At 39.6% G+C, this 26,210-nt stretch carries 29 protein-coding genes and 1 riboswitch; of the genes, 19 read left to right on the top strand and 10 right to left on the bottom strand.

The window, feature by feature from the left end:
- Positions 1 to 7: 7 nt before the first annotated feature.
- Positions 8 to 176: riboswitch (cobalamin riboswitch) on the top strand.
- A 53-nt stretch (positions 177 to 229) separates the two neighbouring features.
- From D891_RS0102045 to cobK, 11 genes are read left to right on the top strand one after another with little or no spacing between them, the layout of a single operon-like run.
- The gene (locus D891_RS0102045) at positions 230 to 1,546 is read left to right on the top strand and encodes a cobyrinate a,c-diamide synthase (protein ID WP_025209380.1); all 1,317 of its coding nucleotides are present in this window, start codon (positions 230 to 232) and stop codon (positions 1,544 to 1,546) included.
- Positions 1,543 to 2,517 (top strand): sirohydrochlorin cobaltochelatase, encoded by a 975-nt coding sequence (locus D891_RS0102050; protein ID WP_025209381.1) that lies wholly within the window; start codon positions 1,543 to 1,545, stop codon positions 2,515 to 2,517. The genes D891_RS0102045 and D891_RS0102050 overlap by 4 nt, the downstream gene beginning before the upstream one ends.
- On the top strand, positions 2,514 to 3,473 hold the full coding sequence (locus D891_RS0102055; RefSeq protein ID WP_025209382.1) for a FecCD family ABC transporter permease: 960 nt from the start codon (positions 2,514 to 2,516) through the stop codon (positions 3,471 to 3,473). Before D891_RS0102050 ends, D891_RS0102055 begins: the two co-directional genes overlap by 4 nt.
- Positions 3,466 to 4,197 (top strand): ABC transporter ATP-binding protein, encoded by a 732-nt coding sequence (locus D891_RS0102060; protein WP_025209383.1) that lies wholly within the window; start codon positions 3,466 to 3,468, stop codon positions 4,195 to 4,197. The genes D891_RS0102055 and D891_RS0102060 overlap by 8 nt, the downstream gene beginning before the upstream one ends.
- Positions 4,142 to 4,936, top strand: a complete 795-nt coding sequence (locus tag D891_RS0102065) for an ABC transporter substrate-binding protein (protein WP_025209384.1) — start codon at positions 4,142 to 4,144, stop codon at positions 4,934 to 4,936. Before D891_RS0102060 ends, D891_RS0102065 begins: the two co-directional genes overlap by 56 nt.
- Positions 4,926 to 5,642 (top strand): uroporphyrinogen-III C-methyltransferase, encoded by a 717-nt coding sequence (cobA, locus tag D891_RS0102070; protein WP_025209385.1) that lies wholly within the window; start codon positions 4,926 to 4,928, stop codon positions 5,640 to 5,642. Before D891_RS0102065 ends, cobA begins: the two co-directional genes overlap by 11 nt.
- A gap of 45 nt (positions 5,643 to 5,687) precedes the next feature.
- Positions 5,688 to 7,127, top strand: a complete 1,440-nt coding sequence (locus tag D891_RS0102075; RefSeq protein WP_198014769.1) for an N-6 DNA methylase — start codon at positions 5,688 to 5,690, stop codon at positions 7,125 to 7,127.
- Entirely contained in the window at positions 7,118 to 8,083 is a 966-nt protein-coding gene (locus D891_RS0102080; RefSeq protein ID WP_025209387.1) for a hypothetical protein, read from the top strand. The genes D891_RS0102075 and D891_RS0102080 overlap by 10 nt, the downstream gene beginning before the upstream one ends.
- Before the next feature lie 2 nt (positions 8,084 to 8,085).
- Positions 8,086 to 8,781, top strand: coding sequence for a precorrin-2 C(20)-methyltransferase (gene cobI / locus D891_RS0102085; RefSeq protein ID WP_025209388.1), 696 nt, complete (start codon positions 8,086 to 8,088; stop codon positions 8,779 to 8,781).
- Entirely contained in the window at positions 8,778 to 9,392 is a 615-nt protein-coding gene (locus D891_RS0102090; RefSeq protein WP_025209389.1) for a precorrin-8X methylmutase, read from the top strand. Before cobI ends, D891_RS0102090 begins: the two co-directional genes overlap by 4 nt.
- On the top strand, positions 9,389 to 10,060 hold the full coding sequence (cobK, locus tag D891_RS0102095) for a precorrin-6A reductase (RefSeq protein ID WP_025209390.1): 672 nt from the start codon (positions 9,389 to 9,391) through the stop codon (positions 10,058 to 10,060). Before D891_RS0102090 ends, cobK begins: the two co-directional genes overlap by 4 nt.
- Here cobK and D891_RS0102100 read toward each other — a convergent pair whose 3' ends face one another.
- The 4 genes from D891_RS0102100 to D891_RS0102115 form a co-directional block, all read right to left on the bottom strand.
- Positions 10,061 to 11,578: a DHA2 family efflux MFS transporter permease subunit gene (locus D891_RS0102100; RefSeq protein WP_025209391.1), complete on the bottom strand. Its 1,518-nt coding sequence runs from the start codon at positions 11,576 to 11,578 to the stop codon at positions 10,061 to 10,063.
- Positions 11,579 to 12,568 carry an HlyD family secretion protein gene (locus tag D891_RS0102105; RefSeq protein WP_025209392.1) on the bottom strand — a complete coding sequence of 330 codons (990 nt, stop codon included), beginning with the start codon at positions 12,566 to 12,568 and terminating at the stop codon, positions 11,579 to 11,581.
- On the bottom strand, positions 12,549 to 13,025 hold the full coding sequence (locus D891_RS0102110; RefSeq protein ID WP_084042286.1) for a MarR family winged helix-turn-helix transcriptional regulator: 477 nt from the start codon (positions 13,023 to 13,025) through the stop codon (positions 12,549 to 12,551). The genes D891_RS0102105 and D891_RS0102110 overlap by 20 nt, the downstream gene beginning before the upstream one ends.
- A gap of 65 nt (positions 13,026 to 13,090) precedes the next feature.
- Positions 13,091 to 13,510, bottom strand: coding sequence for a secondary thiamine-phosphate synthase enzyme YjbQ (locus D891_RS0102115; RefSeq protein ID WP_025209394.1), 420 nt, complete (start codon positions 13,508 to 13,510; stop codon positions 13,091 to 13,093).
- A 129-nt stretch (positions 13,511 to 13,639) separates the two neighbouring features.
- Here D891_RS0102115 and ribD point away from each other — a divergent pair, with 129 nt between their 5' ends.
- The 7 genes from ribD (at position 13,640) to pyrE (ending at position 18,794) form a co-directional block, all read left to right on the top strand.
- On the top strand, positions 13,640 to 14,728 hold the full coding sequence (gene ribD / locus D891_RS0102120; RefSeq protein ID WP_025209395.1) for a bifunctional diaminohydroxyphosphoribosylaminopyrimidine deaminase/5-amino-6-(5-phosphoribosylamino)uracil reductase RibD: 1,089 nt from the start codon (positions 13,640 to 13,642) through the stop codon (positions 14,726 to 14,728).
- A gap of 3 nt (positions 14,729 to 14,731) precedes the next feature.
- Positions 14,732 to 15,364, top strand: a complete 633-nt coding sequence (locus D891_RS0102125; RefSeq protein ID WP_025209396.1) for a riboflavin synthase — start codon at positions 14,732 to 14,734, stop codon at positions 15,362 to 15,364.
- Between the two features lie 65 nt (positions 15,365 to 15,429).
- Positions 15,430 to 16,635, top strand: coding sequence for a bifunctional 3,4-dihydroxy-2-butanone-4-phosphate synthase/GTP cyclohydrolase II (locus D891_RS0102130; RefSeq protein WP_029951920.1), 1,206 nt, complete (start codon positions 15,430 to 15,432; stop codon positions 16,633 to 16,635).
- A gap of 12 nt (positions 16,636 to 16,647) precedes the next feature.
- Entirely contained in the window at positions 16,648 to 17,106 is a 459-nt protein-coding gene (gene ribH / locus D891_RS0102135) for a 6,7-dimethyl-8-ribityllumazine synthase (protein ID WP_025209398.1), read from the top strand.
- Positions 17,107 to 17,109: 3 nt separating this feature from the next.
- Positions 17,110 to 17,511 carry a transcription antitermination factor NusB gene (gene nusB / locus D891_RS0102140; RefSeq protein ID WP_025209399.1) on the top strand — a complete coding sequence of 134 codons (402 nt, stop codon included), beginning with the start codon at positions 17,110 to 17,112 and terminating at the stop codon, positions 17,509 to 17,511.
- Positions 17,504 to 18,223: an orotidine-5'-phosphate decarboxylase gene (pyrF, locus tag D891_RS0102145; protein ID WP_025209400.1), complete on the top strand. Its 720-nt coding sequence runs from the start codon at positions 17,504 to 17,506 to the stop codon at positions 18,221 to 18,223. Before nusB ends, pyrF begins: the two co-directional genes overlap by 8 nt.
- Complete coding sequence (gene pyrE / locus D891_RS0102150; protein WP_025209401.1) at positions 18,210 to 18,794, top strand: orotate phosphoribosyltransferase; 585 nt, start codon at positions 18,210 to 18,212, stop codon at positions 18,792 to 18,794. The genes pyrF and pyrE overlap by 14 nt, the downstream gene beginning before the upstream one ends.
- Positions 18,795 to 18,808: 14 nt before the next feature.
- Here the strand turns inward: pyrE and D891_RS0102155 are convergent, their stop codons facing one another.
- Positions 18,809 to 20,188 carry a DegQ family serine endoprotease gene (locus D891_RS0102155; protein ID WP_025209402.1) on the bottom strand — a complete coding sequence of 460 codons (1,380 nt, stop codon included), beginning with the start codon at positions 20,186 to 20,188 and terminating at the stop codon, positions 18,809 to 18,811.
- Positions 20,189 to 20,200: 12 nt separating this feature from the next.
- Positions 20,201 to 20,404, bottom strand: coding sequence for a hypothetical protein (locus D891_RS0102160; protein ID WP_025209403.1), 204 nt, complete (start codon positions 20,402 to 20,404; stop codon positions 20,201 to 20,203).
- Between the two features lie 178 nt (positions 20,405 to 20,582).
- Between D891_RS0102160 and D891_RS0102165 the strand changes: the two genes are divergently transcribed.
- A complete protein-coding gene (locus tag D891_RS0102165) occupies positions 20,583 to 20,894 on the top strand; it encodes a hypothetical protein (RefSeq protein WP_025209404.1) in 312 nt (103 codons plus the stop codon).
- A 157-nt stretch (positions 20,895 to 21,051) separates the two neighbouring features.
- Here the strand turns inward: D891_RS0102165 and D891_RS0102170 are convergent, their stop codons facing one another.
- Genes D891_RS0102170 through D891_RS0102185 form a run of 4 tightly spaced genes read right to left on the bottom strand, consistent with a single transcriptional unit; the run spans position 21,052 to position 26,045 of the window.
- Positions 21,052 to 23,364, bottom strand: a complete 2,313-nt coding sequence (locus D891_RS0102170; protein ID WP_025209405.1) for a DEAD/DEAH box helicase — start codon at positions 23,362 to 23,364, stop codon at positions 21,052 to 21,054.
- Between the two features lie 10 nt (positions 23,365 to 23,374).
- Positions 23,375 to 24,127 carry a hypothetical protein gene (locus tag D891_RS0102175; protein WP_025209406.1) on the bottom strand — a complete coding sequence of 251 codons (753 nt, stop codon included), beginning with the start codon at positions 24,125 to 24,127 and terminating at the stop codon, positions 23,375 to 23,377.
- 12 nt (positions 24,128 to 24,139) lie between these two features.
- Positions 24,140 to 24,739 carry a hypothetical protein gene (locus D891_RS0102180; protein ID WP_025209407.1) on the bottom strand — a complete coding sequence of 200 codons (600 nt, stop codon included), beginning with the start codon at positions 24,737 to 24,739 and terminating at the stop codon, positions 24,140 to 24,142.
- Positions 24,720 to 26,045, bottom strand: coding sequence for a site-specific DNA-methyltransferase (locus D891_RS0102185; RefSeq protein ID WP_025209408.1), 1,326 nt, complete (start codon positions 26,043 to 26,045; stop codon positions 24,720 to 24,722). Before D891_RS0102185 ends, D891_RS0102180 begins: the two co-directional genes overlap by 20 nt.
- Positions 26,046 to 26,210 lie beyond the last annotated feature (165 nt).

Consider the following 26,210-nt stretch of genomic DNA (forward strand, 5'->3'; position numbering starts at 1 on the left):
GTTTTTGAAATAAGTTAATGGGTTTGCGTAGGGAAGTCCGGTGAAAGTCCGGCGCTGTACCCGCAGCTGTGATGGGGAACGAAAGCCCAGTATGCCACTGCCTTAATAGGCGGGAAGGCGGGCAAGTAGGCTATCTGCCCCTAAGCCAGAAGACCTTGCAAGCCTAATATTCCCCGGGTATTGGGAGGTTTTTTATGTTTATCGATATAGACTCCTCATCTTTGGCGTTGTGAAAAAATCATTCCTCATAGCTGCCGATAGGTCCAATAGCGGTAAAACCACGATAACGCTGGGTATACTTTCGGCTTTAAGGGAGCGTGGTTTGCAGACGGTCGGATTTAAATGCGGCCCGGATTATATAGACACACTCCATCTAACCAAAGCCTCTGGCAATCCCGCATATAATCTGGATACGGTTTTTGAGTCCCCCGATGAGCTTAAAAGAACATTTGCCTGGGGCATGAGGGGGGCGGATGTTGGAGTGGTTGAGGGCGTTATGGGGTATTTTGACGGTATTGACTATAAGACATTCAAGGGGAGCAGCTATGAGGTGGCCTCTATTTTGGGTTTGCCGGTGTTTTTGGTGTTGGATGTATCTGGCGTTTCCTATTCTGTTGCCTCTTTTGTTGAGGGTATTGTCTCCTTATCACGGGATGCCTCTGTTTGTGGTGTAATTCTGAATGGTGTTGGATCCCCTTACCATGAACAGATGGTCAGATCGTCCATTGAATACCATGCGGGTGTGAAGGTATTTGGTGCATTGAGAAAGAGCGAGCTTGCCTCATTACCATCGAGGCATTTGGGTGTATATACGGCATTTGAAACAGAGGATGAATTTTATAAGGAGCTTGCAAGAAAGATCGGCTTGTCTGTCGATTTAAACGGCATGCTTGATTTATCTTGGTGCGATGTTGGGGTTGTTGATTCAAAGGACGAACAACCAAAGGATAAAAAAGCCTTTGTGGCCTTTGATGAGGCCTTTAGCTTTTATTATCAACACAATCTGGATTTTTTGGAGCAGTTGGGTTTTGAGATACACTTCTTCTCCCCCCTAAAGGATGAGGATGTCTGTGGTGCGGATTTTGTTTATCTGGGTGGGGGTTATCCTGAACTGTATGCCGAAAGGCTTGTTCATTCAAAGAAGACAATGCAGAGTATACTTCAACATGTAAACTCAAATAGACCGCTGCTTGCCGAATGCGGTGGTATGGTTTATTTAACCAAAGGACTCATTAAAAACAATAGATTTTTCAATTTTTGCGGTGTTTTTGATGCTGTATGTGAGATGACAGAAAACCGTAAGGCCTTAGGCTATGTTCTTGTTAAGGCTTTGGATGGGCAGTTTAGCGGGATTGGCCATGAGTTTCACTATTCCCGTCTAAAAATGGTCAATGAGCCTTATGCCTTCAGGATAAAAAAATTGACCACACAAGAGGAATACGGCGATGGTTTTATTAGGAATAAAACCGTGGCGAGCTATACGCATTTCTATTTTTCATTGAAGAACCGTGATTTGATAAACTTTCTTTTTGGAGGTGTTTTATGAGGCGGGTCTTAGAAGTTGTGTTGGTTGTTCTGTTGGTTTTGGTCTTTTCTAATGTGGGGTTTGCAGGCCATGCGGATAAGGGTAAGGTGGCCATTGTGCTTGCTGATTTTGGCACGACCTATCCCACCGGTTTTGTGGACATTCTGAATATAGAAAAACAGGTTAAGAAGGCCTTTCCTCACCAGAAGGTTGTGTTTGCCTTTACATCCAATATCATCAGGCATATATGGCATAAAAGAAGGCACGATGAGGGGTTTTTGAAGAAATACCCCCAGGCTAAGGAGTTTCTGGATATAAAGGGCCCTCTTGCCACAATAGCCGATTTGCAGGATGAGGGGTATAAAACGATTATTGTTCAGCCGACGCATATTTACGACGGTGAGGAGTTTCACGATCTATGTTCCTATGTGGCCGGTCTGAACGCTATCAAGACCATGAAAGAGAAGTATATGCCGTTTAAGAAGCTTGTGGTTGGAAGGCCTGCATTGGGGAGGAATGTCTGGAGGTATGATTACCATGAGGATATCAAGATAGCTGCTAAAGCGTTAGCAGACGATGTTGCATTTGCAAAAAAACAGAAGGCGGCTTTGGTTTATATGGGGCATGGAAATGAGTTTTTCTCCACAGGCGCCTATGCGGAGCTTCAGAAGCAGCTGAGGAAGATGTATAAAACAAACAAGATCTTTGTCGGGACGGTGGAGGGTTTTCCATCGCTTGAGGATACACTCGATAGCGTTAAAAGAGAAGGTATAAAGAGGGTTGTCCTTAAGCCCTTGATGGTGGTTGCAGGGGATCATGCGAACAACGATATGTGTGGTAAGGATGAGGATTCCTGGAGGTCTGCATTCAAAAAGGCCGGCATAGATGTAATTTGCAATATACACGGCCTCGGTGAGAATAACAAATGGGTGAATATATACATACAGCACATAAGGGATGTTGCAAAGGATAACAATATAGAGCTGAAATGAAAACCAATCTGTTCCTCTTTGTTTTGGGACTTTTGAGTCTTGTTGCTTTCTGTGTCAGCCTATTGGTTGGTGCTGTGTGGATAGACCCCTTTAGGCTGAATAGCACAGATCTGAGTATTATTTTAAGCTATAGGCTGCCCCGCTCTATGGAGGCCTATCTGGTTGGCGCCTCTTTGGGTTTGAGCGGGGCGGTTTTGCAAATTATCTTAAGGAACCCCTTAGCAGACGGATTTACAGCCGGCGTATCGTCTTCTTCTGCGGTTGGCGCTGTCCTTGCCCTGTGTTTGGGTGTAAATGCCGTATTTATTCCACTATTTGCCGTTTTGTTTGGCATTGTTGGTATGGCTTTGGTTTTGGTTCTATCCAGGGATTCTTTGGATTACACCACCCTGATTTTGGCCGGTATAGTGCTAAATATCGTATCGACGGCCTTGATCGGTTTTTTGAAGTACATCTATCAGGAAAGCATTGGCGGCATAGTGTTCTGGCTCATGGGTGGGTTCTTTAGCGTTAGCTTTACCAAGGCTTACCTGCTTTTGGCCGTGTTTGTTGTTGTGTTTTTTGTGTTTTTGAGACTCTCTATAGATATGAATGTGCTTTTGTTTGACAGGGTAAGTGCTATGTCGTTGGGTTTGGATGTAAGGTTTATAAGGATGCTGGCATTTGGTCTCTCTGCTGTTTTGGTGGCTGTTGGTGTTAGTTTTTCCGGCATAATAGCCTTTGTTGGCCTGATTACACCACACATTGTCAGGGCTGTGATAGGCTATGATTCTAAGGATGTTATAGCTGGTTCATCTGTTTTTGGGGGATTGTTCTTGTTGGTTTCTGATGTGCTTTCCCGTTGCATTGCTCCGTCTTCTGAGGAGTTGCCTGTTGGCATCTTAACATCATTTGTCGGCGGTATCTTCTTTTTCTGGCTTTTGGTTAAGAACAGACGGGGCCTGTGGTATGGCTAAACTTGAGGCGTTGAATGTGAGCCTAAAAAGGGATAGGTTTGTTTTGCATATAGATAAATGGACTGTGGAGGATAAGGAGAAGGTTGCCGTATTGGGCGAAAACGGGAGCGGTAAGACCACACTCCTTGAGGTTCTATCGGGCAATTTGAAGGCCGATAAGGGATGCGTTTTGGTCGATGGTAAGGATATAGGCAGGCTTAATAAGAAGGAAAAAGCCAGGATTGTATCCTTCCTTCCGCAGTTTAGTGATGTGCTTTTTTCTCAAAGTGTTTACGATATTGTTCTTTTGGGCAGGTATCCATACAGCAAGGGTTATTTTACCGATGAGGATAAAACAAAGACGCTTGAGGTGTTGAGAGAGTTTGACCTTTTGGATGTTAAGGATGTAGGCTATTTTGAGCTATCCGGTGGTCAAAAAAGGAGGGTGATGATAGCAAGGTCTATCAATCAGGATACCCCGATAAATATCTTTGATGAACCGTTTGCCAATCTGGATATTAAACACTCGTTGTCCATTTTAAAGAAAATCAGACAGACAGAGAAAACAATAGTTGCATCGATACACGATGTTAACCTTGCCATAGCGTTCTTTGATAGGGTTGTTATCCTAAAAAGTGGCCGTGTGGTGTTTGATGGGAAACCGAATGATTTAGATACGGGGGTGCTGCATGAAGCATACGGTGTGGATTTTAGGTCTTGTTCTGGGCGTTTTGTTTTCATTTAATGGTTTCTGTTTCGATAGGGTTGTTATACTTGCACCGGATGCCGCAGATATATTTGAAAAGCTTAAGCTTACAGATAGGGTTGTGGGTATAACAAGGCATGTTAAGGGTTTTGAGAATGCGAAAAGGGTAGGCACCCACTTAAGACCCAATATAGAGATTATAAGGTCTTTGCATCCAGATATGATAGTTCTAAAGAGGAAGAATGAGTTGGATGAGTCTATGTTTAAGGATGTGAGGTTTTACTATTACAATCCACAGACGCTTAAGGGTATATTGTCCTGCATAGAAGAGATAGGGGCATTGTTTGGAAAAAGAAGGCAGGCAGAGGGGCTTATAGAGGAATTGAAATCCAGGCTTAAAACGATTGAAAAGTTAAAGAGAAGGCCGAAGGTGGTGTTTGAGGTTATGCAGATGCCCTATATCCTTGCTGGTAAAAGATCGATAGTTAACGATATTATAGAAACAGCTCAAGGCATAAATGTGATAGATGGGGATAAGTATTTTGTCAGAACATCGCCAGAGGTGGTTTTCTTAAAAAAGCCCGATATCTATATCTATGAGGTGGGCCCGATGAACAAAAACCCCACACCGCCCAACAAAAGGGCTCTGCTTAATAAGCTCAACATGGAGGTTGTTAGGGTGGATGAGAGCAGGTTTTTAAGGGCCAATACGGTTTCCTTCGATAGTGCCGTCTATTTGTATAAGGTTTTTAAAGCCTGGAGTGAGCATGGCCGCTAAGCTTGTCATAGCCTCAACACCGCCAGATAAGGGCAAGATAACAAATCAGTTGAGAGAGGCTTTAGAGAATTGCGATGTGATACTGCATGACAGACTGATAGATGTTGGAATTCTGGAGGGCGTTAAGGCAAAGAAGGTGTTTGTCGGGAAGCAGCCCTATAAAAAACACCCCTCACAGGATTCCATTAACGACATGATAAGGATGTACCTAAAGAGGGGCTTGAGGGTTGTAAGGCTAAAGGGAGGGGATGCTGCGTTTTTCTCAAGAGCAACAGAGGAGGTGGCTGTTGCTGAGGAGTTGAATGTGGAGGTTCAATGGATAGCAGGCGTAACTGCCGCCTCTTTGTTATGCGAAAGGCTTAAGACTTCGCTTACCGTTAGGGGTGTTTCAAACGGTGTTATTTTTATTACCGGGCATACCAGGGATAACAAAATAGAGGAGGAATACGATTGGGATGCCATAGTAAGGCTGAAAATGACGCTTGTGATTTACATGGGCATAAAGAACCTTCCGCTTATATCTAAACTGTTGATGGATAGGGGCATGGATCCTTTTACACCTGTGGCCGTGGGCATGAATTTGGGTTTTGACGATGAAAAAGTGGAGTTTTTCTATTTAAAGGATTTGAAAGAAAAAAGGGAAGACCTAAAACCCCCGGCTATTGTTGTCATTGGCGATGTTTTGAGGTATAGTTTAGATAAGTAGTATTGTTTTTGAGAAAACGCATGGTTAGTGATAGGAGTGGTTTCTGTGGGGGCTGAAGCTTTAGGAGTATTGAAAAGAAGGATGTACGGTGAACACCTTACTCCTATCCAAATATTCAAAAGATTTGTATTGCCTGAGATAAAAAACCAACTCTATGATTATGTTTGGGTGGATTTATTTGCAGGCGAAGGCAATCTAATACTCCCGATTTTGGAGCTTATTCCCGAAAATAAAAGGGCGGATTTTTTTAAAAAGCATATATACTTATTTGATATTCAACAGGAGTTAATAAACAGGGCTATTAAAAATGCAGAAAGCTACGGTATACCTGAAAATATTGCAAGAAATAATATAATTCAAAAAGATACACTAAAAGAGTATCCTAAGTTTTTGCTTGATCTGGATTTACCGATTTACCATGTAACTAACCCACCTTATTTGTATATAGGCTATATTGTAAAACATAAAGAAACATGGAAATATTTGGAGTATTTCAAAAACGGCAATGAGGGTTATCAGGATTTATATCAACTCGGTCTGATTAACGATTTGCGCAATGGTATTGAAAGAATGATCTATATCATTCCATCAAATTTTCTCTTCGGTTTTTCTGTTTCAAATAAGATAAGGGATGATTTTTTGGAGCATTACACCATTAAAAAGGCTGTTATTTTCGAGAAAGGAATTTTTGAACATACAGGGACAAATGTGGTTATATGTTTTTTTGAGAAGAAGGGATTACCTGGTCGTGAACAGTTTTCCTTTGAGGGGATAAAGATCAATAGGGAGATCCAAAAAAAGACATATGAGCTTAAGCCGAGAAATCACTATCGTGCAGGCAACGACTTTGAAGATTTTGTTGATAGTTTTAAGGCAGATAGACCTTTAAAAATCAAATATTATTTGACTGTGGAGGAAGTGGAGGATAACAGGGGTGATTATGCGGTTAATGTAATTGATGCGAATGGTTTTAACGGTAAGGAATATCAAATGATAAGAGTATGCATAAACAGGGAACTTTATGATAAAGTTATGTCGAATATCTTGTTTGTAAGAACTGTGGATACCGGTGGTTTTAATGGCAGGGCTGGACTTTATAAAATAAGAGATGTTTTTGGTGTGGATGGGATTTTGGTGACAAAGGCTAAATATAGAACCCATCCAATCCAGATATTTTTAGAACCACAGCTTACACAAGAAGAACAAATTTTGCTTATGAATTATTTTAATCTGATGCTTGAGTATTTTAGGAGCAAGACAGACAGTGAGTTCATGACCACTTATAAATATTCTAATAGTGAATACACAAGAAAATATCTCGGATTATCTCAGGTAAAGAAGCTGATCCAAACGTTCCCTTGGCTGAGTATTACCAAAGCAGAGCAAACGGAATTGGAAAAATTGGTTAACAGTAAGAATGCTGAAGGTGTTATATTTTTCTTGAAAGAAAGAAATAAAAGAAGGAAGTTGCAATTGTGGCTTTAAAGGAGAATGTATATTACTGGAAAGAATCCTTAAAACACCCCGAGCCTGTATTTGACAATTACTATGTATTTGATCAAGTTGTAGTTTTTGAGAAGGATCTAATTCAAAAAGTTAATAGATTGAGAGAACTGATAATAAGTTATTGTGTGGTTATAGAGAAGGATAAAAATTCAGCCCTTGAGATTTTAAAAGAGATTCACAAAATAATCGTATCCGTGGATAAGATTCAATATATGGAGTTTATAGCTTTTTGGAAGACGTTGGATATGTCTTACTCTATCTTTAAAAAATTACCTAATCAGGAGTTTGTTCTTGGGGATTTAATTTATGAGTATTGTAAAAGAAGGCGCAGGTTGTATGATGGACTTGGGTATAGCAATATGGTTATTCAGGCTTTATACGATAACGGGACATCTCGAAAGAAGAGAACATCAGCAATAGAGAAGATAAAGGGAATGGTAGTAGATATATTTGGAGAGGTTTTTAAAGCCGATACAGTTGATGATATAGATAGATTGGAGTTGGCTTACATTTTGCCTGACAGTGGAGATAAGGAGTTGTTTTTAAATTTTTTATATAGATTCAACCTTAAGTTTTCTTATGGTAAAAGGAATCAAAATAAAATACCAGATTTTTTATTAAAATGTAAAGGCCGTATATTGATAATAGAGGCAAAACACATAAAGGAACCCGGAGGTGAGCAGAATAAATCTATAGGTGAGTTGATTGATTTTATTCATCAAAAAGAAGATAAAAACAACATACATTATGTGGGTTTTGTAGATGGCATATATTTCAATCTCTTGATTGATCCGTCAACATCAAAGGGGAAGACGAAAAATAAAATCCAGCAGCAGAAAAATGATATAGAGTCTTCTCTGAGTATGTATAAAAATAATTTTTTTGTTAACACTGCCGGCTTGAATAGTCTTTTCATGGATTTAAAAAAGGGGTGATCATGGGCAAGGTGTTTGTTATTGGTCTTGGGGCTGGGGATGAGGGGCTTATTACGCTTAAGGCCTTCAGGATTCTTAAGGGGTGCGATGTTGTGATAACGCCCAAATCGTCTCTATCTGCAAGGAGCGTTGCGTTAGAGATTGTAAGGGGTATAATGGATGAGAGTAAGATTGAGTTTTTCTTGTTTCCCACAACAAACGATGAAGAACAGCTAAAGGAGGCTTACGATAAGGAGGCCGAAAGGATAAAACAGCTGACAGATGAAGGCAAAAGCGTTGCATACACCACCATCGGCGATGTTTCTGTCTATTCCACATTCAATTACCTATCCGAAAGATTGAATCGCCTGGGTGTGGATTTTGAGATCATAGAGGGCATACCATCGTTTATCTCTTTGGCAGATAGAGTAAAAAAACCCCTGGTGCTTAAAGGGGAATCCTTTGCTGTTGTTGAGCTTAAAGAGGGTGTGGATAAGATTGTAAAGTTGTTTGAGCTTGTGAGCACCGTTGTTGTTATGAAAATAGGCAACAGGATTGAACAGCTCTTTGAGTTGACGGATAGGCTAAATCTTGAATACGCCTATCTGGGCTCTAAGCTTTACTTAGATGGCGAGCAGATTGTTGACCTCTTAAGCGCAAGAAGGGAAGAGATATCCGATGCGTATCTGTCTGTGGCCATACTGAAGGGCGCCAAATGAAAGGGCAACAGATCGAAAGGAAGAGCTTTGAGATAATAGAATCGAGCGTTGATTTGGGCAGGTTTGATCGATTTCAGCAGGCCATAGTTAAAAGGATAATCCATGCATCGGGTGATCTTGAGTTTGCAAAGCTGATAGAGTTCTCCCATGATGCTGTTGAAAGGGGCATTGCGGCTTTGAGGGAAGGATACAGCGTTGTATGTGATGTAAATATGGTAAAGACGGGTATTACCGAGGCCTTTGCCTCTAAGATAGGCATAGAACTTCACTGTTTTATAAACGACCCCGATGTTATCAAACGATCCAGGTTGGAAAACAAAACAAGGGCTGAGTGCTGTATATTGAAGGCCAATGAGATGTTTGACGGTATAGTCTTTGTAATTGGCAACTCGCCGACGGCCTTGCTTGAGGTGCTTAGGCTAAATCGGCTTGGAGTGTTAAAACCGTCGTTTGTTTTGGGGTTTCCCGTGGGTTTTGTGGATGCGGAAAAATCAAAAAAGCTTCTTGCTGAATCCAACCTGCCTTATATAACAAACAGGGGCACAAAGGGCGGAAGCCCTGTTGCTGCAAGCGCCTTCAGGGCGTTGGCTGGATTGGCCTTCGATTTATGATACTGATTCTTGGTGGAACATCCGATACACACAAGGTTGTCGATAGCCTAAAGGAGCCATACATAATCACCGTCGCCACCGATTACGGCTTTAGTGTTTTCTTTAGGCTCTATGGTGAAAGGGTTAAACGAATCAGGTTTACGGAGGAATCGTTAAGGGGTTTTATAGAAAAACACGGCATCGATAGGATAATCGACACGACACATCCGTATGCTAAAGAGATTTCAAGGATAGCAAGAAGCGTCTCATCTTATATGGGCATACCCTATGAAAACAGAAAGAGGAAGCTGTCTGTGGAGTTTGATTATGAAGGTATTTTTTTGGCTAAAGATATAGAACAGGCTAAGGAATTTTTAAAGAATAACTGCAATAGGATTCTGTTTACCATAGGCTCAAAGCCTTTGGATGAATTTGTCGATTTTAAGGATAGGGGTTATTTCAGGATTTTACCCTATTCAAGCTCTATAGACAGATGCCTTAAGCTCGGTATAGAACCAAAAAGGATAATAGCCATGCAGGGGCCGTTCTCTGTCAAATTAAACGAGGCGTTGATAGATGAGTTTGGCATAGACTGCCTGGTATCAAAAAACAGCGGCAAGGCCGGTGGGTTGGATTCAAAGATAGAGGCAGCAAGAAGAAAAAATATTCGTGTGGTTATGCTGCTTTAATCAGTGCAGTTTCGCCTGCTGCGGCTTCTTAAGGATGAAAAGTAGCGGTATGAGCACGATAAACATCACTGCACAGAAATAGAAGGCGTCGTTGAAGGCCAACATCATCGACTGTCTTAACAACTCCTTATACATAACGCCGAACTGCTCCATCACCGAATGGAACTTTAATGATAGGGTCTGTTGCGCCTGTATGAATGCCTCGTTTGTGGGTATCAGGTTTTCAACAAGCCTCTCCTGATGGAATTGAGCCCTTCGGGTTAGTATTGTTGTGACTATGGCCGTTCCGAAGCTTCCCCCTATGTTCCTGATGAAGTTAAACATACCCGAGGCGTTGCCCATCTCCTCGTTGCTTATATCGGCAAATGTTGCAGCGGCCAGCGGGACAAAGAATGTGGCCATGGATATACCCTGGATGGCCCTGGGCGTGATTACGCTTAAAAAGTCTGCCGATAGATTGAAGTGAGCCATCATGTTTATGGCTATGTAATTGACGATAAAGCTTATCAGGAGTATCTTTCTTGGGTCTGCACCCTTCTCTAAAAACTTACCAACGATAGGCATGCCGATCATTGTTGTTAGAGCGCCAGGCCCCAACACCAATCCGGCCAAGAATGCATCGTATCCCATGAGGTTTTGAAGATACATCGGCAGAAGCACCACGCTTCCAAAGAAGCTAAAAAACCCAAAAAACATGAGGGCATTGCCCGCAGAAAACGATCTGTCTTTAAAGATGCGCAGGTTAACAACAGGGTGTTTTTCCCTTAGCTCATGCCATATGAACACTCCAAACCCGACAGCCGATATAATCGCCAGTGTCGTGATGAATCTGGATTCAAACCAATCCTTCCTCTGGGCATTATCAAGGAGTATCTGCAATGCTCCGACGGCTATGGCAAGATAAGCAAGCCCCTTGTAATCGATGGGTGTCTTTTTCATGTTCTTTATGTATCCCGGGTCGTGTACGAATATGTTTACCAGCAAGAAGGAGAACAACCCTATTGGCACATTGATGTAGAATATCCATCTCCAGCCCCAGTTATCCGTGATCCATCCGCCAAGCACAGGCCCCAAAATAGGGGCAACAATGACACCCATGCCGTAAACGGCCATAGCCATGCCGTGCTCCTTTTTGGGGAATGATTCAAGCAGTATGGCCTGTGATACAGGTTGCAATCCGCCCCCTGCTATACCCTGGAGAAACCTTAACACCACAAGGGATAGGAATGTTGGTGCATATCCGCATGCAAAGGAGAACAGGGTAAACAGAAATATGGATGCAAGCAGGTATCTCTTTCTGCCGAATCTTACGGCCAGCCAGCCCGTTATGGGGATAATTATGGCGTTGGACACCATGTAAGAGGTTAATACCCATGTGGATTCGTCTAAGCTAATGCTCAAATCGCCTTGGATGTGGGGCAGTGAGACATTCACTATGGTTGTGTCTATGATCTCCATTATCGTGGGCAACATCACCGCTATGGCGATGAGCCACTTGTTGGTTTTCTTTTCCTCCATCTATTTTACAAGCACCGTTGTATATGCGCTCATTCCAACCCTTAAGGGCACATTAGGCGGGTTTTTGAACAGTATCTTTACGGGTATCCTCTGTGTGACCTTTATCCAGTTTCCTGAGGCGTTTTGGGGTGGAAATAGCGAAAAGACCTCGCCCGTTCCGTATTGTATGCTGTCTATTGTGCCTTTGAATGTTTTGTGCGGATATGCATCTATCTTTATAACCACATCCATGCCCTTTTTCATCTTCTCTATCTGGGATTCCTTGTAATTGGCCACAATCCAGGCCCCCTTATCTGGCACTATCGCACATATGGGTATCTGGGGCGATACGAATTTACCCACCTCAACACTCTTTTTGGTTATGAAGCCCTCATAAGGCGCCTTTATGTTTGTGTATGATAGGTTAAGTTTTGCCCTCTCAAGGGAGGCTCTGGCAGCTTCAACGGCCTTCTGTGCGCTTTTGTATGTTGCCTCTGCCTGCCTGTATCTTTCCTCTGCGGCCTCTAAGGAGGCTTTTGTTATGTTGTAATTTGTCAGGTAAACCTCGTATTTGTCTTTTGATATGACCTTATCCTTAAAGAGCCGCTTTGCCCTTTTGAAGTCCCAGATAGCCTTTTGGAGCTTGGATTTGTAAACATTTATTTGGGCCTGGGCAAGTGGTATGGCCTCCTTTGCCTCGATTAACTTGGCCTTTGCAAGCTCTAAGTTAGCTTGAGCCGATTTGAGGGCAATCTCAAATGGCTGCTTGTCGATAACGGCAATTATTTGCCCCTTCTTCACATGTTGATTGTCATCAACAAGCACATCTATGATTGTTCCTGAAATGCGGGGGTTTACCCAATAGATGTTGTTGGTTATATAGGCATCGTCGGTTGAGATGTGGGTCTTTTTGTATTGTATAAAGAAGAATGTCCCCACGGCAAAAGCCACAAGCACAAGGATTAGGATGAGTTTCTTGTTTGGTCTGTTTTTAGCCTTTGTTTCTTTCATGTGTATTTCTCCTTTGGTTAATAATATAGTCTTCCGCATTCTTGGCCATTGTCTTTAAAATCTCATAGATCTTTTCTTTATCGTCTTTTGTTAGCCCCCTGCAGAGTATATCGTCCCATTCCAAGGCCAGTTTCCTTATCTGCTTTCTGACCTCTATGGCCTTTGGGGTTGGGTAAAGATTATAGGAGCGCCTGTCCTTTTCGGATACCGTCCTTGTTATATATCCATTTTTTTCCAACACCTTTATGGCTTTTGCCGTTGTGCTTTTGTTGATCTTTAGCATATAGCTAAGTTTCTCTTGTGTTATACCTGCATTGTCCACGGTAAAGATAAAAAACATCAACTGACTGGCCGTCATATTAAACGGCTTTAACTTCTCATTGGCATGAATCATGGAGTATCTGTATAGGATAGAGATCCACTTCCCTAACGGTTCCTTGCTTAAATAATCCTCCATTGGAAAAATTGTATACCAAAAAATAGTTTCAATTGCAACTAAATTATCGTTTTTGCTTGTATGTCTTATTCGCCGATGATCTTGATTAGAACCCTTTTGGGTCTTCTGCCGTCGAACTCACCGTAAAATATCTGCTCCCACGGGCCAAAATCGAGCTTGCCGTCTGTAATTGCCACAACGACCTCTCGCCCCATAATCTGCCTTTTTAGGTGGGCATCACCGTTGTCCTCACCCGTTAGGTTATGCCTGTATCTGCTTATCGGCTCATGCGGTGCCAGCTTCTCAAGCCATTCCTTATAGTCCTGATGCAGCCCGGGTTCATCGTCGTTTATGAATACAGAGGCGGTTATGTGCATAGCGTTTACCAAACACAGACCCTCTTTTATGCCGCTCTCTTTTACGGCGTTTTCCACCTCTTGAGTGATGTTTATTAACTCCACCCTCTCTTTTGTGTTAAACCATAACTCCTTTCTGTATGACTTCATCTCAACCTCCCTCTGCTGTTGTGATTCTGGCAAGATTTTAGGCTTTTTTATCAAAAAGGCAACGGGTTTGGGGTTTGAGAAATTGTTTATTTTTTGACAAAAATAGAGGAGTTGTGTATTTTCTTGGTAATGGATAAAGATGAGTTCTTTATGAGAAGGGCCATAGAGTTAGCCAAAAAAGCAAGGAACAAGACTTGCCCGAATCCCCTGGTTGGTGCCGTTATTGTAAAAGACGGCAAAATCATAGGTGAAGGCTATCACAAAAGAGCCGGCCTGCCACATGCAGAGGTTGAGGCTATAAACTCCGTTGGCGATAAAAGCCTGCTAAAGGGCGCCACCATCTATGTCAACTTAGAGCCGTGCAACCACTATGGCAGAACCCCGCCTTGCTCGTTGGCCATCATACAATCCGGCATAAGCCGTGTTGTCATAGCCATGAGGGATGTAAATCAAAAGGCGAGGGGCGGTATTGAGAGGCTCAAAGAAGCAGGCATAGATGTGAGGGTTGGTGTTTTGGAGGATGAGGCTAAAAGGCTTAATGAGGTTTTCATAGAGAATATAACAAAAAACAAGCCATTTTTCATAATGAAGGCTGCCATGCTTCTGAACGGTTGTATAACGGTTAAAGGGGGTGTGTCTCAGTGGATAACATCCCAGAAGGCCCGCCGCTTCTCCCACAGGCTAAGGGGCACAAATAGCGCTGTCCTTGTGGGGATTAATACCGTTATAATGGATGATCCGCTTCTTACATGCCGCATTAAGGGATACAGGCAGCCAAAGAGGGTTGTCTTGGATATGAATATGAAGATACCGATATCGGCCAGGATGTTCAGCGAATACGCAGACAACATTTACATAATCACATCAAAGAACTCCGATGAGGCTAAAAAGAGGGTTTTAGAGTCGATGGGTGTCAATATAGTGGAATGCAGCGTGAGCAACGGCGAATTCGACCCGATAGATTTATCCGAAAAACTCCTTAAAAACGATATATGTTCTTGTGTGGTTGAGGGTGGCAGCAGAACCCACGGTTATTTCCTCAAAAACGGCTTGTACAACAAGGCCTATCTCTTTTATGCTCCAAAGATCAGTGGCTCTTACGGTGCGTTTAATGTTGCGGGTTTTGAGGCCCCAAAGAGCTTAGACGGCGTCTCCTCCCTTAAGGATGCAAAGTGCAGAAAAGTGGGCGATGATTTGCTTATAGAGGGGTATTTTTAGGCCATGTTTAGCGGTATTGTTGAGGAGGTTGGAAGGGTATCATCCATAAGGCAGATGCCCAAGGGCAAGAGGCTTTCGGTAAATGCATCGCTTTCTAAGCTTGTCGGTTTGGGCGATAGCATTGCCGTAAACGGCGCCTGTATGACGGTGGTTGAAAAAAGCGACAATGAGGTCTTTTTTGATGTCTCGTTTGAGAGCTTAAATAAAACCAATCTGGGTTATCTAAGGGTTGGCGATTATGTCAACTTAGAGAGGGCTTTGTTGGTTGGTGGGAGATTGGACGGACACATGGTTTTGGGCCATGTCGATACCACGGCTGTTGTTGAGTCTTTGGTCAGGCAGGGGGATTTTTTCCTGTTTAGGATAAAGATAAACGATTACATATACTCACATAGCGTCGAGAAGGGGTCTATATCCATAAACGGCGTAAGCCTAACCATAGCCGATCTTAAGAGGGATTATCTTGAGATTGCAGTTATCCCCTTCACCTTTGAGAATACCAACCTTAAATACATAAAAAGCGGCGATGTGGTTAATATAGAGGTGGATATAATAGGCAAATATGTTAAGAAGTTCTTAGAGAGCAGCCAGCAGGGTTTAACGGAGGATTTCTTAAAACTGCACGGCTTTGTTTAATTTATTTGAAACAATCAATGAGCTATTATAGAATAAACCGATTTTGATATGAAAGGAGAGTGGTGATGTTTGCAACCGTTGAAGAGGCTATAAACGATATACGCTCGGGTAAAATGGTCATAATGGTCGATGATGAGGATAGGGAGAACGAGGGCGATTTTGTTATGGCGGCCCAGTTTGTTACACCCGAGGCTATAAATTTCATGGCCAAATACGGCAGGGGGCTGATATGCCTGCCCATGGATGAGAAACTCATCGAAAAACTCGATTTGAAACTCATGACCGTTGATGAAAACGATAAATTCAAGACAGCCTTTACCGTATCCATCGATGCCCATCCGAGATTTGGTGTGACCACGGGTATATCCGCCTTTGATAGGGCCACGACGATCCAGACGGCTATAAGGCCCGATGCAAAGCCTGAGGATTTAGTCAAACCCGGCCATATATTCCCGCTTAAGGCAAAAAGGGGTGGTGTTTTAGTAAGGGCAGGTCATACAGAGGGCAGTGTTGATTTAGCCAGGCTTGCAGGTCTCATACCGGCTGCTGTTATCTGTGAAATCATGAACGAAGATGGCACGATGGCAAGAAAGGAGCAGCTGCAGGATATAGCCAAGAGGTTTAACTTAAAGATAATCACCATTGCAAGCATAATAGAATACAGGATGAAAAAGGAAAAGCTCATAGAGAGAACGGCTGAGGCTGATCTGCCCACAAAATACGGGCACTTCAAGATTATCGTTTATAAAAGCAAGGTGGACGATTTTGAGCATGTGGCCCTTGTAAAGGGTAAGATAAACAAGAACGAGCCGACGCTGGTTAGGGTTCATTCGTCTTGCCTTACAGGCGATATATTGGGGTCTTTGAGGTGTGATTGCGGCGATCAACTCCATGCAGCAATGGAGATGGTTGAAAAGGAGGGCAAGGGCGTTGTGCTCTATATGCAGCAGGAGGGCAGGGGTATAGGTTTGACCAACAAGATTAAGGCCTATGCCCTTCAGGATCAGGGATACGATACGGTTGAGGCCAATATTAAGTTGGGCTTTAAGCCGGATTTGAGAAATTACGGCATAGGGGCGCAGATTTTGGTCGATTTGGGTGTTGGCAAGATAAGGTTAATGACCAATAACCCCAAAAAGATAGTAGGGCTTGAGGGCTATGGGCTTGAGATAGTTGAAAGGGTGCCTATTGAGATAGCCCCAAACGAGGTCAATAAGTGTTATTTAGAAACAAAGAAGACAAAGATGGGTCATCTTTTAACCAAGGTTTAAGGAGAGGTTTCGATGAGGATTGTTGAGGGTATTTTAGATGCAAAGGATATCAGGGTTGCAGTGATAGTCAGCAGGTTTAATAGCTTTATCACCACCAAGCTTTTGGATGGTGCCAAGGATGCATTTGTCAGGCATAACGGCGATGAGAACAATATGGATGTGTTTATGGTGCCTGGGGCGTTTGAGATTCCAATGCTTCTGTCGAAGCTGGCCGAGAAGGATTATGACGGCATCCTTTGCCTGGGCGCTGTAATCAGGGGTTCGACGCCACATTTCGATTTTGTGGCAAATGAGACGGCCAAAGGCATAGCGCAGGTTTCGTTAAAGAGTAAAATGCCTATCTCTTTCGGCATACTTACAACAGATACTATAGAGCAGGCCATAGAAAGGGCAGGAACGAAGATGGGTAATAAGGGTTTTGATGCTATGGTTGCCCTTCTTGAGATGATAAACCTTTATAAGCAAGTGTGAGCCATGTCCAGAAGGAAAGCCAGAACCGTAGCTGTTCAATACATATATTCAAAGGAGTTTGGAAACGAGGACGGCCCTTTTGAGTTTATGGACTTTGTGGGCCAACCCAAAAAAGAGGACGATAGGTTGTTTGCCAAAGGCCTGATTGAGGGGACACTGAGCAACTTAGACATAATAAACAACCTCATAAAGAAGTATGCGGCGGTGGGGGAGGATATAATGTCTTTGATTGATAAGAGCATACTGAGGGTTGGCATATATGAGCTTCTGTTTCACAGGCAGGCCCACCCCGTTGTGGTTATAAACGAGTATGTTAATATAGCCAAGGAGCTTTCCAAGGATAGCTCAAAGGCCCTGGTTAATGCCATTTTAGATAGGATATACAAGGGAGAGTTTAATGAATGAGAAAATAATCGTTGCTTTGGATTTGAGGGGATTTGACAACATCTTAAGGGTTGTTGATAGTCTAAAGCAAGCCGTATGGTTTAAGGTTGGTGCTGTTAACTTTACGGCTTACGGGATTCGCCTGATAGAGGAGCTAAAAAACAGGGGCAAGAAGGTCTTTTTGGACCTTAAATACCACGACATACCCAATACGGTTAAGGGCGCAGTCTATGAAGCTGCCCATATGGGTGTTGATATGTTGACGATACACTCTATCGGCGGTTGTGCCATGATGAAGGCGGCTGCCGATGCCGTTAGGGAGTTTGAGGAGAAGGAGGGTAAAAAAGGCCCCATGATTCTGGCCGTTACGGTTTTGACGAGTATGGATGAGAGTTCCCTAAAAAACGATATGTTTATTAATGATTCGGTGGAAAATACGGTTTTGAGGCTTGCTCAGAACGCTATGAAATCCTCCATCAATGGACTTGTGGCATCGGCCAAAGAAACGGTTATGTTGAGGGAAAAATTTGGGGATTATTTTACCATCGTAACGCCGGGCATCAGGCCTTCCTGGGCATCAAAACAGGATCAAAAAAGGGTAACAACGCCTTCAGATGCTATAAGGTTTGGCAGTAATTACATGGTTATAGGCAGGCCAATATACGAGGCTGTTGACCCAGCCGAAGCATTTGAAAAAATAAGAAAGGAGATAGAGGATGTTGACGCAAGATGAAGCATTGGAATTGTATAAGAAGCGCAATGCTTACCTGCAGGGGCATTTTTTGCTCTCAAGCGGCCTTCACAGTGAGTTTTATCTTCAGAGTGCCCTCGTTCTTCAATATCCGCATGATGCATGGAAGCTGTGTTCTTCCATTGCGGAGTATTTTAAGGATAAGCAGATAGATGTCGTTGTTGCCCCTGCTATGGGCGGTGTCTTGGTTTCTTACGATGTGGCCAGGGCTTTGGGTGAAAATGTAAGGAGCATTTTTGCCGAAAGGGTTGAGGGTAAATTAACCCTCAGAAGGGGCTTTACGATAGGAAAGGATGAGCGTGTGTTGGTGGTTGAGGATGTTGTAACTACCGGAAAAAGCGTCAGAGAGACCCTTGAGGTGGTAAGGCAATTTACAGACAACATCGTGGGAATTGGTGCTTTGGTTGACAGGGGCGGGAATTTCGACCCTGAGGGTCTGGATTATTTCCCGTTGATTAAGCTAAAGATAGAAAACTATGAACCGGATAACTGTCCGCTTTGCAAAAAGGGTATACCCTTACAAAAGCCGGGCAGCAGGTTTATAAAGAAGTAAGACCCGGGCGGGTCTTACTTCTGAATGGTTATGAATATGTGCGTATTCCCCCTCAGTATGTCTAAGAATATGACATTCTTGGCTTTCTCTATGATCTTTTTGAACTCTGCAACGCTCTTGATGGGCTTGTAATTCAGCTTAACCACCACATCGCCTTCCTTTAGGCCAACCATTCGTGCAAATGAATTGGGTTCGACATTGACTATGACGACGCCGTGGGTCGTATCAAGGTCGTATTTTTTGGCTATTTGCGGTGTTATGTTGGCAACGGAGAATCCGAAGTCTGTTTTGTAAACGCCGCCCTCCTGAGATGTTTCTGATAGGTTCTCTGGCCTTTCTCCTAACTTAACATCAACGGTTATTCTCTTATGGTCTCTGATTATGCCTAACTTTATGGTTGTGCCTGGTTTATAGCTGGATATGATGTATGGCAAATCGTATGAGGATTTTAGCGGCTTGTTGTCCACGCTTATTATAATATCACCCGGTTTTAAGCCAGCTTTGTATGCTGCCGAATCTTTGAGCACCTGCGATATTATGGCGCCGTGTGTGTTCTTTAGGTTCAAACTCTTTGCAGCCTCGGGTGTTAGGGGTTGTATCATCACGCCTAAATAGCCCCTCTTTACCTTCTGACCCTTCATCAGGTATGTCAACTCACTCTTGACCATGTTTATGGGTATGGCAAATCCTATACCCTGGCCGTTTGCTATTATTGCTGTGTTGATGCCTATAACCTCACCCTTCATGTTGACTAAAGGACCACCGGAGTTTCCTGGGTTGATGGCAGCATCGGTCTGCAAGAAGTGGTCAAACGGACCTTCGCCTATAACCCTTCCCTTTGCTGATATGATTCCGACCGTTACTGTGCCGTTTAGGCCAAACGGGTTTCCAACGGCAACAACCCAATCGCCCACCTCTATGTCGTCTGAGTTTCCAAGCTTCAGTGTGGGCAAATCACCGCTTGGTTTGATCTTTATTAAGGCTATATCGGCCTTTGGGTCTGTGCCTATGACCTTTGCCTTATAAACATCGCCTGAGTTTAGGAGCGTTACCCTTATGTCCGATGCCCTCTTGATTACATGATAGTTGGTTAGTATGTATCCGTCCTTTGAGATGATAAAACCTGAACCGAGGGCGTGCACCTTTCTTTTGATTACAGGCGGTCCGAAGTTGTTGAAGAAGTTTTTGAAGAAGAAATCGAACGGGTCGTTCTGGTCGAACTTAAACTCGCTGAAGGGGTTTTGGTATTTGATTACCTGAGTGGTGCTGATGTTTACAACAGCTGGCAATACCTTTTTGGCGACATCCCTAACATTTGGCAGGTTTGCGGCGTTGATGCTTTGGCTTAGTATGATGCTGGCTATTAACACCATCAAGAACCTGAGTCTTCTCATAGCTCACCTCCTTTAGACTGCTATATTTTTTACTTTAATGGTTTTTCTGTCGCTTTTTACCTCAAGGTTTAATATCCTGCTGACCTTTGCAAGCTCTGTTGTTTTGTTGACATCGGCTATTCTGGGTCTTGAGAGTGCCGACCTGAACGATGCAATAGATGGATTTGTGGCGAATATGGTCATCAAAATGCTTCCAAGCACAATTCCCCTTCTCATCCTCCACCTCCTTAAATCTTTTGTCGAATAATACTATTTAAATATTACAAAAAGATTACAGGTTGTTATTTATCTGTGGATGTTGATGTTTTTTAATTTATCTGCCCGGCTTTTTGCTATTTGTTGATTTTTCAAGGCTCCTGTGTTTATAATGCAACAAAGTTTTTTAGGAGGGGTTATGATAGCTCGAATCTGGCATGGAAGGACGAGGGTTGATGATTTTGAGAGGTATTCTGATTTTTTAATAGAAAGAGCAATTCCGGATTATAAAAACACTGAGGGTTTTATTAAGCTTGTTTTTTTGAGAAAAAAGACAGAAAAGGAAGCGCATTTTACATTGATTACCTTCTGGAAGGATATCGATGCCATTAAAAAATTTGCAGGCGAGGATTACGAAAAGGCAAAGTATTATGAAGAGGATAGGAAGTTTCTGCTGGAATTTGAGGAAAATGTTGAGCACTATGATGTTTTTGCAGAGGAGTATGCATAAGAAGCTTGGCAGTATCACTTAGAAGGCTTAAGTCCTGCAAGGGTTAAAAGACTTGGCTTTTGATTTTGGTTTTTTTGTTTCTTTCAAGGTTATATTGTCACTTGATGATACCGAAAATATTACCATTAATCATAATTTGAGGTTTACACAAATAGGATCACTTAAAGTCTAGGTATTCCCAATCTTCTGGTTTTTCTCTGAATGAAAAATATTCTTTTTTGCTATTGATTCTAAAGTGTTGCCCTTCTTTAATTATCAAGCCACCAAAAAGGTTCTTTCCTTTTTTATTTTCTTCTTCTATGTATCTTTGTAATGCTTCTGCTTTAAGTTTATTATTTTCTTCTCTATTACCACTTGCTTTTGTATCGAATATTCCCAATCTACCATCTTTAAGCATAACCAAAAAATCTGGCTGGAATGTGGAAAAATTACCGTATTTAATTCCAAAATTACTTTTCATGTGTTCATTTCCATTCTGCCACCACCAAAGAATTTTATCTTCTTTTTGCTCTAAAAGCTCTACAAATTCTTTCTCAATAGTACTATCAAAATTCAAATAAACCTTTTTATTGGTCGGGGAAACATAAAGAGAAAGTTTATAATCAAATGGCTTATAAATGTAGGGATTGTAATTTCTTGTTTCTTCTATTTCCCATTCATCATTCCATTCTTCCAATTCCTCCATCTTCTTTTTATTTTCTTTTTCTTTAATTGGTTTGTATTCTCTTATAGCTTTATCAAATAATTTAGAAAAGATATCTGCGTTATTTAAAATTATATTTTCAATATAAATAGCACCATTATTTAAACGATAATTAATGTTTAGGTATTTTTTAAACCATCTCCATAGAGCATATTTAAAAGTAGGGATAGACCTTTTAGGAGCAAAACCACCAAGGTTCACTTTTATTAAATGTTCAAAAATATGGTGAAGATCTTCTTGTGATAAATGAGCTTTAATTGTTTGTTCTGAAGTTATTTTGCTTTCAGTTAATTGATCAAAAAATTTAGTGTCTAATTCTTTATTTAAAATAATTTCATCTTGGTTTTCTAATCCTTCTATATTTATTTTGTTCTTTAGTTTTTCTTTATTCTTATTATAAAATTCTAAACTGTTTTTCTCTATGTCAAAAAATTCACAGAAAACATCTTCTAATACTTCATAAAATGAAGATGTTATATCTCCAAAATCAACTCTATGTCTATAATAAGACCTTAATTTTAATGGTTTATAAATCTCTTTTCTCTTAACAAATATTGATTTTATTATATTTGGGTTATAAGTTTCTTTTTTAACTTCTATGCTTTTTACATTTGTATAAACATAACCTTTATTTAAGATTTCATTCTTATAATGTCTTGCCTCAGGCATTCTTAAAATTCTACCAACTGTTTGAATTTCAAAGACTATACTTCTAATTTCTCTGAATCTAACCAAGATTTGAGCTCTTGGACAATCCCAACCAGTATCGATAGCCTGTTTAAAGATTAAAAATTCAACTTCACTTTCATTAGGAGTTACTAATTCTTTTTCATTATTAACTTTCTCTTCACTTAACCATACTGCTAATTTGTGATTATCATAAGATATATCTTTTGATGCTAAAAAGTTTTCAACAAAAGCCTTTTTATCTTCTCCTGCTTCGCTTGTGGGTAATTGAATTAGAACTAAAGGATTTACTTTTACTCCTTCTTGTTCATACAATTGTTTTAGTTGTAATCTTTTTTTATAAGCAGCTTCTAAAATCAATTCTTGAGAAGTTATTTCATCATCATTTATTTGATCAATATTTTCATTAATTATAATTTCTTTTTTTATCATGCCTTCTTCAATAACATCGTTAGGCTGAACAACTACTTTTTCGTTATATTCTCCTTCTCTTAACACCGGTGTTGCACTCATTTCTATTGTTAAATCTGGTTGAATGATTTCATCTCTTAATTCTTTAGCTCTTTCACTTGTAGCATTTGAGTGGCTTTCATCAATAACCATAATTATTGTTTTTCCTTCTTCTCTCGTATTTCTAATAACTTCCCTAAAACTCCACTTTTCACTATCTTTCATTAAAATATTTTTCCATTCTCCTGTTTGTCTATCTTTTGTTCTTAATTTCTCCCAATTAACAACAACTACTTCATTTTTATCTATTGAATCTTTAGAACCAAAATATTCTTGCTCTAACAGATGAACTTCTGGAAAACCTTGAAATTCTTTCTTTAAAGAATCATAAGATTGAATATGCAAATTTCCTTTTCCTATACTAATCCATAAAAAAACTAAATCTTTATCTTCTAATTCATCAATAATCTGTTCAATATATTTTGACAACATAAAAGTCTTTCCACTACCTGTTGGAGCTTGAAAAACAATTGTTCTTTTGTCTATGTTTTTATCAAAAAGAAGTTTTGCTTTAAGAATAAGCTCTTCTACTGCCTTTTCTTGATATCTTTTTAATTCTTTGATTGCCATTTTATCACCTTTAAATATTGAATTTATCTATTAGTGATTGAATATGTTTATAAAAATTTTTTACTTGTTCTAAATTATATTCATCATATTCGCCGCGTGAAGCATGGTTTCCTATTGCCAAATAAGTTTGATTTTCTTGCCATTCTACTTGTGATAAAACATTTTGAGCTTTTAAAATATCATTTAAGCTTGATATTTTTATTTCCTTTCCTTTTTCATTCAAAATATTTATTTGATTTAATTGGGCAATTTTTTGTAAAAGTTTCTCTAAAACAACTCTTAGTATTTTTGCTCCTGTGTCTTTATCTTCATTCTCAAAAATCTGTTTCTTGGCTTTTTCTAAATCAATAAAAATTGTTTCTGCTTTGATTGGTATATTCATTTTAACTAATTGGTTATATACATCTAATATCTTTTGAGGTATGGGTTCTATTGTAAAATTTTCTAATTCTGAGAATAAGGATTTATCTACCTTGTTATCAATAGCGAACATATAAATAATTTTTTTACCATTTAACTTCTTGAGTTCTTCTAAAAACTCGCTAAAGCTATCATCAATAAAATTATAATAAATACATAAAAATCTGTCCTTTTTATTTGAAGAAAATATTTTATAATCTTCTTCTTCTTTTTCTAAATTATATATATTTTCTTTTACACAAAGCATTTCTGTTGCTTTTTGTGTAAGATCTATTTTTACCTGATCTCTGTTTTTAGATTTTTTTATTAAAGAAGCTTTAAAGTATTGGAGGTTAAATTTCATCTTTTATTTTTCTTAGTCATTATTAATTTTAATAATTTTTTCTATTTTTTTACCCTTTTTTATTGGATATAAATAGTAATACCCTGAATTGCCATTCATTTTTAAATATTTTTTAACTCCCTTTTTTATAATGGTGCTAGATAACTCGAAACTAAAAAAATAAAAACAATTGAAGTTATCTCTATTTTTATATAAAGTTTGAACAATAATATCTTTAATATTTTGGTCCAATAGTAAAGTAAAGTTGAAACTTTCTATAGCCTTTATTAGAGTGTATTCTCTATTCTTAGTTTTCATTGAGGAGGATTTTATGTCTATAGTTTCGTTGTTTATTTTAAAATCATATTTATCTACTTTATTATCATAATTTACAAAAAGTCTTTTTTTCTTGTTAGATAAATCGTAAACCAGGAAAGAAAATGCTTCTTCGGCCATTTTTCCTATAATTATATTTTTTTTGTGATTTTCATCATCCATTCCGGATCTTTTGTATGTGTTTTTTGCTGTTTCTTCCGCGAACTTTTTTATTTTCATTTTTAGATTATTATCATTTTCCTCAAAACATACTTCAAAAATTTCGTAATTATTTATTTTAATTTTTTTTACTTTCATGATCAGGTGCTCTCTTTTTGCTTAAAAGATTTTTTAATCTGCGATAACATATGTTTGAAAATATATTATTTTCATTTGTATTGCATAATATAAATCTCCTGTTTCCGCCGTCTTCTTCATTTAATTTTAGAACAGCTTCTCCTGTAGTTCCTGAGCCTGCAAAAAAATCAAGAATTATAGAGTTTCTAGAGGAGTATAATTTTATTAGTCTCTTTATTAAATCAACAGGTTTAGCTGTGGGAAACCCAGGGTAACCTCCTTGATATTGTCCTAAAAAAGAAGGAACTTTCAGTGTTAGAAATCTTGAAATGCTTTGAAAGTAGAAATTGCCTAAAACAAACTTTACACCTAAATTATTTCTGTCTTTAACGTTTAGAATTACTCCTAAATAACTTTCTGGTAAATTATTTTTCTTTAAAATTTTTTTGTAAAAATTTACGTATTTTTCAGATCCATGACCCTTTTGAAAAATTCTTTTTTGAAAGCGATGTTCCTTGAATGATCCTTGTTTGTATTTTCCGATAGTATATTCTGAAGGTGGGATTAGAATGATTTCTTTATTTTCTTCTTTTAAGATTTTATATTTTGATATGTCTTTTTTTAGAAAAATACCTAATGGATAATTTTTTATTTTATCTTTTGCAATGAAATTATCGGTATTTTCTAAATCGATAAGCTCGTTTTTGGATTCAACTTCTTTATTCCCAGCAATTATAATATATTCATGACATATAGCCGAAGTTTTTGTAAGCTTATTTTGATTTAAAGGTGATTTTGAAAGCCATACTAAAGGTTCGCTTACAAAATTAAAAATTTTATTCAAAAGCAAGACTAAATTTGCAAGCTCATCTTCTCCTATAGAGCAAATTATTACACCGTTTTTGCTTAATAGCTCTTTTGCTAATTTTAGTCTTTTTTCCATAAAATTAAGCCACTTGCTATGCCTATAACTATCATTTTTGTCTACATATTTATCATTGTATTTCCATTCTTTTGCTTTTCCAGTATTGTAAGGAGGATCAATATAAATAACATCAATCTTTCCTTTATGAGTATAATTAAGAACAGTTAAAGCATGATAATTATCTCCTTCAATAAGAATATTATCCTCGCTATCATCAGTTTTTATCTCTTTTTCCTTAACTCTTTCTAATACAGGCAAATGATTTTTGCAATCTAAAACAACTTGTTCAGGTTCTCTTTCTGCATCCCAAACGAGTCCGTATTTTTTATTCTTTAGTTCTTGTTCTTGTCTTTCGATTATCTTTATAAGTTCCTCTTTTGTTAAACAATCATACTTACTCATCTTTTCTTTTAAATATTTTTAAGTGCGTTGTTTTTTCCGGCCGAACCCAAACATAGACTTTAGTTTTTGTTTGCCTCGACTAAAACTATTTTCAAGAAGTTTCCTGTTTTGTCAAGTTAAATCTTGAAGATTTCCAATTTTGCAATTTTTGCTTTAAAATTTCCC

This window comes from Hippea sp. KM1, assembly GCF_000526195.1.
Lineage (GTDB): Bacteria > Campylobacterota_A > Desulfurellia > Desulfurellales > Hippeaceae > Hippea.

What these genes read in the sequence shown, in the direction of transcription:
- D891_RS0102050 (WP_025209381.1), top strand. Translation starts at nt 1,543, where the DNA reads ATGAGGCGGGTCTTAGAAGTTGTGTTGGTTGTTCTGTTGGTTTTGGTC.
- D891_RS0102055 (WP_025209382.1), top strand. Translation starts at nt 2,514, where the DNA reads ATGAAAACCAATCTGTTCCTCTTTGTTTTGGGACTTTTGAGTCTTGTT.
- D891_RS0102060 (WP_025209383.1), top strand. Translation starts at nt 3,466, where the DNA reads ATGGCTAAACTTGAGGCGTTGAATGTGAGCCTAAAAAGGGATAGGTTT.
- D891_RS0102065 (WP_025209384.1), top strand. Translation starts at nt 4,142, where the DNA reads ATGAAGCATACGGTGTGGATTTTAGGTCTTGTTCTGGGCGTTTTGTTT.
- cobA (WP_025209385.1), top strand. Translation starts at nt 4,926, where the DNA reads ATGGCCGCTAAGCTTGTCATAGCCTCAACACCGCCAGATAAGGGCAAG.
- cobI (WP_025209388.1), top strand. Translation starts at nt 8,086, where the DNA reads ATGGGCAAGGTGTTTGTTATTGGTCTTGGGGCTGGGGATGAGGGGCTT.
- D891_RS0102090 (WP_025209389.1), top strand. Translation starts at nt 8,778, where the DNA reads ATGAAAGGGCAACAGATCGAAAGGAAGAGCTTTGAGATAATAGAATCG.
- cobK (WP_025209390.1), top strand. Translation starts at nt 9,389, where the DNA reads ATGATACTGATTCTTGGTGGAACATCCGATACACACAAGGTTGTCGAT.
- D891_RS0102100 (WP_025209391.1), bottom strand. Translation starts at nt 11,578, where the DNA reads ATGGAGGAAAAGAAAACCAACAAGTGGCTCATCGCCATAGCGGTGATG.
- D891_RS0102105 (WP_025209392.1), bottom strand. Translation starts at nt 12,568, where the DNA reads ATGAAAGAAACAAAGGCTAAAAACAGACCAAACAAGAAACTCATCCTA.
- D891_RS0102110 (WP_084042286.1), bottom strand. Translation starts at nt 13,025, where the DNA reads ATGGAGGATTATTTAAGCAAGGAACCGTTAGGGAAGTGGATCTCTATC.
- D891_RS0102115 (WP_025209394.1), bottom strand. Translation starts at nt 13,510, where the DNA reads ATGAAGTCATACAGAAAGGAGTTATGGTTTAACACAAAAGAGAGGGTG.
- ribD (WP_025209395.1), top strand. Translation starts at nt 13,640, where the DNA reads ATGGATAAAGATGAGTTCTTTATGAGAAGGGCCATAGAGTTAGCCAAA.
- D891_RS0102125 (WP_025209396.1), top strand. Translation starts at nt 14,732, where the DNA reads ATGTTTAGCGGTATTGTTGAGGAGGTTGGAAGGGTATCATCCATAAGG.
- D891_RS0102130 (WP_029951920.1), top strand. Translation starts at nt 15,430, where the DNA reads ATGTTTGCAACCGTTGAAGAGGCTATAAACGATATACGCTCGGGTAAA.
- ribH (WP_025209398.1), top strand. Translation starts at nt 16,648, where the DNA reads ATGAGGATTGTTGAGGGTATTTTAGATGCAAAGGATATCAGGGTTGCA.
- nusB (WP_025209399.1), top strand. Translation starts at nt 17,110, where the DNA reads ATGTCCAGAAGGAAAGCCAGAACCGTAGCTGTTCAATACATATATTCA.
- pyrF (WP_025209400.1), top strand. Translation starts at nt 17,504, where the DNA reads ATGAATGAGAAAATAATCGTTGCTTTGGATTTGAGGGGATTTGACAAC.
- D891_RS0102155 (WP_025209402.1), bottom strand. Translation starts at nt 20,188, where the DNA reads ATGAGAAGACTCAGGTTCTTGATGGTGTTAATAGCCAGCATCATACTA.
- D891_RS0102160 (WP_025209403.1), bottom strand. Translation starts at nt 20,404, where the DNA reads ATGAGAAGGGGAATTGTGCTTGGAAGCATTTTGATGACCATATTCGCC.
- D891_RS0102165 (WP_025209404.1), top strand. Translation starts at nt 20,583, where the DNA reads ATGATAGCTCGAATCTGGCATGGAAGGACGAGGGTTGATGATTTTGAG.
- D891_RS0102170 (WP_025209405.1), bottom strand. Translation starts at nt 23,364, where the DNA reads ATGGCAATCAAAGAATTAAAAAGATATCAAGAAAAGGCAGTAGAAGAG.
- D891_RS0102175 (WP_025209406.1), bottom strand. Translation starts at nt 24,127, where the DNA reads ATGAAATTTAACCTCCAATACTTTAAAGCTTCTTTAATAAAAAAATCT.
- D891_RS0102180 (WP_025209407.1), bottom strand. Translation starts at nt 24,739, where the DNA reads ATGAAAGTAAAAAAAATTAAAATAAATAATTACGAAATTTTTGAAGTA.
- D891_RS0102185 (WP_025209408.1), bottom strand. Translation starts at nt 26,045, where the DNA reads ATGAGTAAGTATGATTGTTTAACAAAAGAGGAACTTATAAAGATAATC.